This is a genomic window from Shewanella sp. SR44-4 (assembly GCF_014163715.1).
Classification (GTDB): Bacteria; Pseudomonadota; Gammaproteobacteria; order Enterobacterales; family Shewanellaceae; genus Shewanella.
Window position 1 is genome coordinate 38,126 of sequence record NZ_JACJDU010000038.1, and the last position, 10,823, is coordinate 48,948.

Below are 10,823 nucleotides of genomic sequence, written 5' to 3' on the forward strand. Positions count from 1 at the left end.
TTAGTCTTACATTATAAAAAGGCGCTTCATTTTACAATGAAGCGCCTTTTTATTTAGCTAAGGAAAATGGTTAGGTTAGCGAAAAGTACAATCCAATGCTAAATAAGACGCTAAAAATCATCGTCAATTTAGCTGTTTGCCCAAGGATAGGATTTAATGCTTCACCAGTATTATTATGAAATTCGCGACTCAGGTTACGTGCGATTACTAATGATACACCTGCTAATAATACGGGTAACCCATCGAGCGACCCGAGCAAGAATCCCGCGATAATGATACCAAATGGTAAGTAGACAAAACTTTGATATAGCACTTTTGCTTGTGCTTCACCAATTCTTACCGCAAGAGTATTTTTACCTGCTTTTGTGTCGGTAGAGATATCTCTAGTGTTATTGACCAGCATAATGGCAGCATTAAAAAAACCAATAGCACAGCCAAGTAACCATGCTGTCATGGTGGTGGTGCCTGCTTGTAAATAGTAACTGCCAACAACGGCCACTAAGCCGAAAAATACAAATGCAGCAATTTCGCCTAATCCATGTGATGCCAGTGGGTAGGGACCTCCGCTATAACATAACGCGCCTAATATAGAGGCTGTTGCAAGAATGGCTATTGGCCAGCCACCGTGAACGATTAGCAATGAACCTACTAATAATGATATGACTAGGCAACCAATCATGGCATTTCGTACAGATGACGGAGCAAGAATACCGCTTTGAGTGACTCTTATTGGACCGATCCGCTCTTCGGTGTCGATACCATTCTTAAAGTCAAAGTAGTCATTAGCGAGATTAACTGAAATTTGCAATAATACTGCACATAGCATTGAGGTAAAGGCGATGAGTAAGCTAAATTGTTCGAGCCCAATCGCTAGCATATTTCCGATTAATAATGGACCGATAGCCGCCGGTAACGTGCGAGGACGGATAGCCATAAACCATGATTGCATTGAGCTAGGTTGCATAATATTGTGAGGCGCACTGTTGATTAGTCATATCTAATAGCATACCAAATATTCAATTAGGCTGCAGATATGAATATTTGCGTTACATCACTATTTCGTGATTTGTCACGAGATGACTTAAATTCAACAATTACCATAGAATAAGCTAGAAAACATCAGCTTAACTAAGGTAACCTTAACGTTAATCCAAGTTGTAGAGAAGGTGTTATGAGTCAGGTATTAAACGATTTATTGTCATTGTTGTCACTTGAGAAAATTGAGTTAGGTCTGTTTCGCGGCCAGAGTCAAGATTTAGGCTTCGGACACGTGTTTGGTGGCCAGGTGATGGGACAAGCGTTAAGTGCTGCAAAACAAACGGTTAGTGAAGACCGCCATGTACATTCTTTACATTCATACTTTTTACGTGCGGGTGATGAAAAATTACCGATTATTTACGATGTTGAAAATATGCGCGATGGAGGAAGTTTTAGTGCGCGTAGAGTAAAAGCGATTCAGAAAGGTCGACCTATTTTTTATATGACCTGTTCGTTCCAAACGGTTGAAGAAGGCTTTAATCATCAAGATGTCATGCCCGATGTGCCAGGACCTGAAGGTTTATTGAATCAGCAAGAACTTGCAGTGACTATGCGTGATAAAGTACCAGCGAAAATGCTCGAAAAATTTATGGCAGACTCTCCGATTGAAATGCGTTTAGTTAACCCGGTTCATCCTATCGCCCCTAACACAACAGAGGCAAAAGGGTATGTATGGCTACGTGCCAATGGGCAAGTACCATCGGATCATAGTATTCAAGAGTATTTACTCGCTTACGCATCGGATTTTAATTTTTTAGCCACAGCAACTCAGCCCCATGGTGTGTCTTTTTTAACTCCAGGTATGCGCATGGCCACTATTGATCATGCCATGTGGTTTCATCGCCCATTTAATATGGGAGAATGGCTCTTGTACTGTATTGATAGTCCCAATGCAGGCGGTGGTCGTGGATTTGTGAAAGGGCAGTTTTTTGATCAGCAAGGACGTCTTGTGGCTTCTGCCACACAGGAAGGTTTAATCAGAATGACCAAGTAGGACGCTAACATGTTAATAATTAAGAAAGGGATACAATTCGCGGTTGTCACTTTGATTGCCATAATACTCAATGGTTGTGTGACGATTGAGCCTGAAAAGCCAGTCATTGTAAATGGCTATGCAGGTTATGCAGAGAAAATTGCCTTGCCACAAGGGTGTAAAATTAACATTGCATTAATTGATTTTAATACTCCGGGTGCGATTATCTCTCAAAAAAACTTTGATATAGCCAGAGCACCCGTTCCATTTAAATTCACCTTACCTGCTGAGTTAGTCAAAAGCGGTGTTGATTACGGTGTTGTGGCAATGATCACTTATCAAGGTAATGCTATTTTTCAAACGTATGATAAGTTCCGTGTGATCAGTAACGGTCAATTTACCACTCAAGTGTTAATGAAACGCGTTAAATAGCCACTTCGTAATCTAGTTCACAAACTCTTATGCCCGTCATTGATCTATTTATTTGGCGGGTAATAATCTGTTTTCTACCCTAATGTGCTGTTTAGGTTGTTTATGACAGAGTTATCTCAGACTTATCGCTCGCATGCGCAAACTCGTTTAATTTGGGCTTTGTGCATCGCTTCTATGGTGATTTACATTAATTTGTACACAGTACAAGGCATGCTGCCGTCTATTGCGGAACATTTTGATGTGTCTGGCGCACAAGCTACTTTGGTGTTATCTGTTACCAGTTTCACCTTAGCTTTTTCATTGCTTTTTTATGCAGTTTTATCTGACAGGATAGGACGGTTGGCTCCTATTGTGGTGAGTTTATGGCTGCTCGCAGGGTCGAATATTTTATTAGTGTTTGCCCAAACATTCGATGACTTATTATGGGTGCGCTTACTACAGGGCATTTTGTTGGCCGCTGTGCCCGCGATTTCGATGGCCTATTTTAAAGAACAATTAGCTCCCTCTTTTATGCTCAAAGCTGCTGCCGTATACATTATGGCCAACAGTATGGGCGGTATCGCAGGACGAATTTTTGGCGGATTAATGGCACAAAATTTGTCGTGGCAGTCGTCAATGGGGTTGGTGTTTTTGGTCACGTTAATGGGGGTGGCATTGGTAACGTATTTATTGCCGCGTAAAGAAATTAAATCCCCAGTGGTTAAGCAAAAAGTCTCTTTGCGACATAAGGTAAAGCAAGATATAGATGGCTTTATGTTCCATTTGTCTGACTCGCAGATGCGCCTCGCTTATGCCATTGGTGGCTTAGCATTTATGATGATGGTCAATCAGTTTAGCTTTATTCAATTGCATATTATGGCTGAACCATATGGTTTGAGTCGCTTTAATGCGACCTTGATTTTTCTCTGTTATTCAAGTGGTACATTTGCTTCTTATTTGTCGGCAAAATGGATTATGCGCTATGGCTCGATGCCATTATTTAGAGTGGCTTTATGCTTAATGGTCGCTGGCACGTTGTTGACTTTGGTGGATACATTGACTGCCATTGTGGTGGGTTTTCTGATCAGTGCTTGCGGATTTTTCTTAACTCACAGCTGTTGTAATTCGTTTGTTGCTATCCGTGCCACCAGTCATCGCGCTAAGGCAACGTCGCTCTATTTATGTTGCTATTATCTTGGCGCATCCCTGGGCGGACCTTATTTAATGATGTTTTGGCACGAAGCTGAATGGAATGGAGTGGTTGCGGGGTCTATGAGCCTTTTGGCGCTGCTTTTAGTGGCGGTCTGGCGTTTAGGGATACATCAACAACAGGTTATTGATGTTCCCGTACCCGATTAACTCTCGATAAATTGTTTACGGTCTAGTTCAAACTTACGCATTTTGTCGTACAAGGTTTTACGGGGTAATTCGAGTTGTTCCATGGTTAATTTGATGCTGCCTTTGTTGTGGCTTAATGCTTCTTCAATTAACATTCTCTCAAAGAACTCCACTCTTTGCTGAAGCGACATGCTGGTGTGCATAGTGGTGTGGTTATCTAAATTACCAGCAAAAGCGGCTTCTGCACCAAGTAACACATAACGTTCTGCTAAATTACGTAACTCGCGTACATTGCCAGGCCAGTCGTGAGAGGTTAGCACCATCGTTTGCTGGGGATTTAATGCTATGAGTGCTTTATGGTAACGAGCCGAAGCAATTCTGGCAAAATGTAAAAACAGCAATGGAATGTCTTCTCGGCGATCTCGTAGTGGAGGAATGACAATGGTCACGAGGTTAAGACGATACAATAAATCTTGTCTGAATTTCCCTTCTTCGCACAGTTGCTGCAAGTTTAATTTTGTTGCCGCAATAACCCTGATGTCCAAATTAATCGGCGTATTTGATCCTAATCGTTCGACTTTACGATCTTCCAATACACGCAATAATTTAACCTGTAAGGCCATAGGAGTGCTTTCTATTTCATCTAGAAGTAGCGTGCCACCATTAGCATATTCAAACTTACCGATGCGGCGTTTGTCTATGCCAGTGAAAGCGCCAGATTCTGCACCAAAGAGTTCACTTTCAATGAGATTTTCAGGGATTGCACCACAATTAATGGCGACAAAATTAGCTTTGTTACGATAACTATGGTCATGCAGATATCGGGCGACAAGCTCTTTACCTGCACCGGTTTCACCTTCAATCATGATATCTGCAGGTGTGTCGAGCACTTGGTCAATAAGATGTCGCATTTTCATCACACCAGGACTACTGCCTAAAATACGTGGACCAGGTGCTATATGCGATTCAAGTTCGCGTTTAAGTTTACGGTTTTCTAGTGTTAGCGCCCGCTTATCTAACGCGCGTTTAGTCACATCGAGTATATGTTCGTTGTTAAATGGTTTTTCGATAAAGTCGTAAGCACCTTTCTTGAGAGCGTCTACCGCCATGGCGATGTCACCAAAACCCGTTAATAGTACTACAGGTAAGTCACTGTCTTGTTGTTTCAGTTGTTGCAATAAACTCAAACCATCGAGTTGCGGCATATTAACATCAGAAATTACTATGCCAGGCCAGTTAGCGGTAATATGGCTGGAGATAGCTTGCGGATTCGTAATCGCCAACGCGTTGATATTCTCTAGTTTAAATAACTGCTGTAACACGATACCGATATGAGGTTCATCATCAACAATAATAACTTGATAATTATTGATGTCTTGAATTTGAGTCACGTTTACACTTCCTCACGTAAATAAAGTGGCAAAATAATATGGAAAATAGCCCCACCGTGTATGGCATTCTCGACAGTAATAGAACCTTGCATAGATTCGATAATTCGCTGCGAGATGGACAATCCTAAGCCTAGTCCTTGGCGCTCACTGGTGGTGTAGTAAGGTTCAAAAATTTTATTCATTTGGCTTTCTCTCACGCCTGGGCCACTGTCTTGAATGCTTATATTGACCTTGCTGTCGCAATAGACTTCGATTTGTAATTGTCGCTCTGTAGATTGCTGCATTGCGACGATAGCATTACTAATAAGGTTAACCAGTACTTGTTGTAATCTGACGCTGTCGCCCCATATTTGGCATTTGCCCGTTAATAATTTCAGCGACAATTTAACACCTTGTTTGTCCATTTCAGGTTGAACAATGGTAAGTGCTTGCTCAATTGATTGATTAATTTCGGTGGCGTTGTCTTTACCCTGAGATTTACGCGTAAAGCTTTTAAACTGACCAATAATATCTGCAAGCCTATCGGTTAGCTCTATCATGATTTTGATATTGCTGCTGGCATCTTCAATCATATTACGGCCAATGAATGTTTGAGTGTTTTGTGCGTAACTGCGCAGTGCTGCCAGCGGTTGATTGAGCTCGTGGTTAATGCTGGCTGACAGGCTACCTATGACCGTAAGCTTTGCCGCTTGGATTAGTTCGTCTTGAGTGTCTTTTAATTGGGTGTTGGCTTGTTCAAGATCCAATGTACGCTCTTTTACTCGTTGTTCGAGTAGATTTTGAGCTTGGTGCATTCTGCGTAAATTTTTACGGCGCTCAATGCTGTAAAGTATAAAAAGTGTTAATAATAAATAGAGTGTGGCCGCCAATAGCATTATTGGCGGTAACGATTCATATAAGGGCTTCATTGGAGTAAGAATATGAACGTTCCAATTAGCATTGGGCATCAATTGGTGACGTTCAAGGTATTTTGCGTGGCCTTCAGCTGATGATATTTTATATACCTGTTTAGTATCGGAATTGCCGAGCATAAAAAGAGGGCTTACACTAAGCTCACCAATGGGCCGGTTGGCATAGCGTTTTGATGAATTTAGAGCAAAACGTTTAGCCTGTGTCAGTGGTGTTAATGAATTAAATCGCCAACTATTAATGCTTGAAAGAAACACTATATTGTCTGGATCGCTGATCATAAACTCATATTGGCTTGCGATGGCAATACCACTACTTTGTTGTTCAATCAAACTTATATCAACTTTTACAACCACTACACCCAATACCACGCCTCTATGATATACCGGATTAGCAAAGTAGAATCCGCGCTTATTTGATGAGGTACCAACTGCATAATATCGTCCAGACTTCCCTGATATCGCATCGATAAAGTAAGGCCTAAATGAATAATCATGATTAATAAAAGAGTTTGGTACATCCCAATTACTGGCGGCAATAGCCACGCCAAGCGCATCGGTGAGGTAAATGTCTGACGACTCAGTGACTTGCTTTAATTCAGATAAATAAGCGTTGAGCTTTTCGATTGTTTGAGGATTGCGTTGATCAAGTAACCCTTGTTCTAAGATGGGGTTTTGTGCAAGTACTGCAGGAATATTTTCGTAGTGTGAAAGGGCGTTATCAATAAAAATTACCAGTTCATTAATTTGCTTTTCAGATTGCTCAGCAATGGACGTTGTGCCTTGTTCAAGTAAATACCAATATGTAACTCTAAGGGTCAGTAATAACCCGATAGTGAGCATCATGCTCATTACAACATTTCGTTTTTTGGTAGTCGAGAATGAAAGCATGCATATTCCCAATCGATAATGATTATGATGATTATTGAGCATAAGTAAAAAAACGAGCCTTAATAAATTAAGGCTCGTCTATAATACGCGAATTATCAAGTTAATAGCCGTTTAATTTGTCTATGTATTCGGGTAAAAATAGAGAAATTTGTGGAATATAGGTAATCAATATCAAGAAACCGAGTAACAATACTAACCAAGGAAGGCACGATTGAATTACCCACCCCATACTTTTTCCTGTTATCCCTGCGGTGACAAACAGATTGAGCCCTACAGGCGGTGTGAGCATGCCTATCTCCATATTGACCACCATAATTATGCCTAAGTGAATAGGATCGATACCTAACTGGGTTGCGATAGGGAATAAGATTGGCGCCATAATCAACAGAATAGCTGAAGGCTCCATAAAGTTACCCGCAGCTAATAACAGTAAGTTGACGATAATCAAAAAGCCCCATGCGGGTAATCCAAATCCGACAATCGTTTCGGCGATAATGTGCGGAATACGTTCGGTGGTTAATACATGGGCAAACAGCATGGCATTAGCAATAATGAACAGCAGCATAATACTGACTTTAGCGCCATCACGTACTACATGACGGATTTCTTTGTCGGTAGGTGTTTTAATAACGGCAAGTAACATGTGCCCTATGTTACGTAATGAGGCTCCCACTAAAGACTCTTGTTTATTTCGCCAAGCGACATTTTTAAGAGGGCCAATATCACGATAACCAAATACAGCAATAAAGTAAGCATATACACAAGCTACTGCCGCAGCTTCAGTTGGGCTTGCAACACCACCGTAAATAGAACCTAACACAATCAGAATGAGTGCTAAACCACCCATCGCTTTAGCACTTGATATCGCTAATGCTTTTACGCCAGGAAAAGGACGTGAAGGCAGCTTTTTAATCCGAGCAACGATATAGATGGCCAGCATTAAAATACAACCCATCATTAAGCCTGGTATTAAACCTGCCATAAACATTCTAGCTGCAGACACTTCTGTCGCGGCAGCATAAACCAGCATTACAATCGATGGTGGAATTAAAATGCCTAATGTACCTGACGTAGTGATAACGCCTGCTGCAAATTTTTCTGGATAACCCGCACGCACCATACCAACAATAACAATAGAGCCAATAGCCGCTACAGTAGCTGGTGATGAACCCGATACCGCTGCAAATAGCATACAAGCCATCACTGATGCCATAGCAAGACCACCGCGGATATGACCTACGCTGTCCATCGCAAAGTCAATAATACGCCTTGCTACGCCACCAGTAGACAAAAATGCCGATGATAGAATAAAGAATGGGATTGCCAATAAAGTGTAGTGTTCTGAAGTCGACTCATACAGTTTTAAAACAATCGAAGCGAGCGAATCATTTGAATATAACAAAATAGTCAGCATGCTTGAAAAGCCTAAAGCGATAGCAATAGGCATACCAATCATCATGCAAATAAACAAAGCAATAAATAGTGTTGCTATAGTCATTATTTCGCGTCCTTATCATTTTGTTGTTGTTCTGATGATGTGGATAGCGCAGCTTCATCGATTAAATGCATGCTGTCTTTTGCTTCATCGGCCAGTTGGAAACCAACTGCTTTATTGCGCAAAATAGCGATAAACAATTCAATAAAACGCCAAGTGAGCATTGAAAACCCGATAATCAAAATGCTTTGAGATAACCAAATAGGAACTGCACCGTCTTCTACGTCGATGCGTAATGTTTCCCAGGCAAAATCTGGATCTAATTGATGAATAAACCATGCAGGAAAGTCGATATCTTCCATTGGAATACCAATTTGGTACATTTGGCTAAGGTAGTCCCAAGCCCCTTTTAAAAACATGCCACAGTAAACAATGCAACACAGGCACGCAAAGATAGCGACTGCTTTCTGTGGCTTACCAGATAGCTTAGATACAAAGGCATCGACACCAATATGTGCTCCTACTTTGACGCCATAAGACATACCAAATAATACAAACCAACCACAAAGAGTAAGGGTCAGTTCTTGGATCCATAAAAAACCGGTGTTAAAAAAGAAACGAGCAATAACTTCGCCAAAAACTAGCAACGTCATTAATGTAATTAATAAATTAAGGAACCCTTCTTCAAAATAACCAAATAGTCTTGAAATCACGGTCATACTCCTTGAATAAAAAAAGGTGGTACTGATGCAAGAATGCGTTCAGTACCACGTCAAGTACGGAGACTATTTAGTATTAGCAGCTTGTGCTGCATCAATCATGTCTTTACCAATTTGATCTTCAAACTTAGCCCAAACTGGTTTCATAGCGTTAACCCATTGCTGGCGTGCAGCAGGCGCTAACGTGACTAATTCAGAGCGCTTAGAATCAATAATGGCTTGTCTATCTTGATTATCTTTTTCAGCCGCAATTTTGTTACCAAGTGCGATAGCTTCGTCTAGTGATGACTTAAAAATAGCTCGTTTATCGGCGGGTAGACCTTTCCAGAAGGTATTTGAGGTCACTACCATGTAATCTAAAACGCCATGATTACTTTCTGTTATGTGACTTTGTACTTCATAGAATTTCATTGAGTAGGTATTTGACCAAGTGTTTTCTTGACCATCAATGGCGCGTGTTTGTAGCAGAGTAAACACTTCTGAAAAGGGCTTTTTAACAGGAATCGCGCCAACTGCATCAAATTGAGCTGCAATCACATCAGATGCCATAATACGGAACTTTTTGCCGTTAGCATCTTTTGGTAATGCCAATGGATCGTTCGCTGAGAATTGCTTCATGCCGTTGTGAAGATAACCTAGACCAACAAGGCCTTTACGGTTCATTGCGTTTAATAATTTTTGGCCTGAATCTGACTGCTGAAAACGATCAACTGCGGCCATATCTTCAAATAAGAAAGGTAAATCGAAAATCTGTAGTTTTTTGGTAAAACGCTCAAACTTAGATAATGACGGTGCTACAAATTGCACATCGTTTAGGAGTAGTGCTGCTAGCTCGTTGTTATCCCCAAATAACTGTGAGTTAGGAAATACGTTAACAACGTATTCACCAGGTAAACGCTGCTCTATTAATTCTTTAAACTTAAGTGCCATTTGTCCTTTTGGTGTGTTTTCTGCAACAACATGCGAAAATTTAATTTCTACAGGTTCAGCAAAGACATTAAAACTCGCTGCCAGAATAGTAGCAATTGTTGCTAGTTTAGCAATTGATTTGAGTGGGCGTGTAAAGGTACTGGTGGATTTTTTCATAATAATTAACTTCCTTTTTTTAGTGTTATATTTTCCTCAAGGTGGTGACTTGTCCCAGAACAAGTACGCCATAAACGCTTTATGAGGATAGATCAAACATAGCAAGCATTAGGCCAGAATGTTAATTATTTGTAACTCAATGAAATATATTAACTTTAATTTAATAAGGAAACCGGAGAGCGATTTTATGTGTGGATTGTCACACAGTAGAAAAGGGGTAATGGGTGGAATGTCGCACATTGTCATTGATCGTGATGTGAAGAGAGTATTTATGACTAGCAGAGTAATAATAGTTTACATGGACTTAATTAAAACAAGAAAGAAATAAAAATTAGACATAAAAAAACCACCTTTCGGTGGTTAATTTGTGAATGCAATATATGCATTAAATACCAAATAATTGGTGGAGCTACACGGGATCGAACCGTGGACCTCTTCACTGCCAGCGAAGCGCTCTCCCAGCTGAGCTATAACCCCAAATTCTAGCTGACTAAAACTAAAATTTTAAAAATATGGTATCCCATAGGGGATTCGAACCCCTGTTACCGCCGTGAAAGGGCGGTGTCCTAGGCCTCTAGACGAATGGGACACATTTGATACGTTATACTCTGTATCGAGTGAATACTCATTGGT

At 40.7% G+C, this 10,823-nt stretch carries 9 protein-coding genes and 2 tRNA genes; 3 read left to right on the forward strand and 8 right to left on the reverse strand.

Annotated features, from left to right (window positions below; genetic code table 11):
* Positions 1–70 precede the first annotated feature (70 nt).
* Positions 71–964 carry a 1,4-dihydroxy-2-naphthoate polyprenyltransferase gene (locus H5125_RS16070; protein ID WP_101086550.1) on the reverse strand — a complete coding sequence of 298 codons (894 nt, stop codon included), beginning with the start codon at positions 962–964 and terminating at the stop codon, positions 71–73.
* 207 nt (positions 965–1,171) lie between these two features.
* On the opposite strand from H5125_RS16070, the gene tesB reads away from it, so the two are divergent.
* The 3 genes from tesB to H5125_RS16085 all read left to right on the forward strand — a co-directional run bounded on the left by tesB (position 1,172) and on the right by H5125_RS16085 (position 3,781).
* The gene (gene tesB / locus H5125_RS16075; RefSeq protein ID WP_011638171.1) at positions 1,172–2,032 is read left to right on the forward strand and encodes an acyl-CoA thioesterase II; all 861 of its coding nucleotides are present in this window, start codon (positions 1,172–1,174) and stop codon (positions 2,030–2,032) included.
* 9 nt (positions 2,033–2,041) lie between these two features.
* Positions 2,042–2,443, forward strand: a complete 402-nt coding sequence (locus tag H5125_RS16080; protein WP_101086551.1) for a YbaY family lipoprotein — start codon at positions 2,042–2,044, stop codon at positions 2,441–2,443.
* 102 nt (positions 2,444–2,545) lie between these two features.
* The gene (locus tag H5125_RS16085; RefSeq protein ID WP_101086552.1) at positions 2,546–3,781 is read left to right on the forward strand and encodes an MFS transporter; all 1,236 of its coding nucleotides are present in this window, start codon (positions 2,546–2,548) and stop codon (positions 3,779–3,781) included.
* Here H5125_RS16085 and H5125_RS16090 read toward each other — a convergent pair.
* The 7 genes from H5125_RS16090 to H5125_RS16120 all read right to left on the reverse strand — a co-directional run bounded on the left by H5125_RS16090 (position 3,778) and on the right by H5125_RS16120 (position 10,779).
* The gene (locus tag H5125_RS16090; RefSeq protein ID WP_101086553.1) at positions 3,778–5,151 is read right to left on the reverse strand and encodes a sigma-54 dependent transcriptional regulator; all 1,374 of its coding nucleotides are present in this window, start codon (positions 5,149–5,151) and stop codon (positions 3,778–3,780) included. The two genes, H5125_RS16085 and H5125_RS16090, sit on opposite strands and share 4 nt — an antisense overlap.
* 2 nt (positions 5,152–5,153) lie before the next feature.
* Positions 5,154–6,950: an ATP-binding protein gene (locus tag H5125_RS16095; protein WP_182744753.1), complete on the reverse strand. Its 1,797-nt coding sequence runs from the start codon at positions 6,948–6,950 to the stop codon at positions 5,154–5,156.
* Between the two features lie 100 nt (positions 6,951–7,050).
* Positions 7,051–8,448, reverse strand: a complete 1,398-nt coding sequence (locus tag H5125_RS16100; protein WP_182744754.1) for a TRAP transporter large permease — start codon at positions 8,446–8,448, stop codon at positions 7,051–7,053.
* On the reverse strand, positions 8,448–9,104 hold the full coding sequence (locus H5125_RS16105) for a TRAP transporter small permease (protein ID WP_162023556.1): 657 nt from the start codon (positions 9,102–9,104) through the stop codon (positions 8,448–8,450). Before H5125_RS16105 ends, H5125_RS16100 begins: the two co-directional genes overlap by 1 nt.
* Positions 9,105–9,170: 66 nt before the next feature.
* Positions 9,171–10,190, reverse strand: coding sequence for a TRAP transporter substrate-binding protein (locus H5125_RS16110; RefSeq protein ID WP_182744755.1), 1,020 nt, complete (start codon positions 10,188–10,190; stop codon positions 9,171–9,173).
* Between the two features lie 401 nt (positions 10,191–10,591).
* Positions 10,592–10,667 (reverse strand) — tRNA-Ala (locus tag H5125_RS16115).
* A gap of 36 nt (positions 10,668–10,703) precedes the next feature.
* A tRNA-Glu gene (locus H5125_RS16120) sits at positions 10,704–10,779 on the reverse strand.
* Positions 10,780–10,823 lie beyond the last annotated feature (44 nt).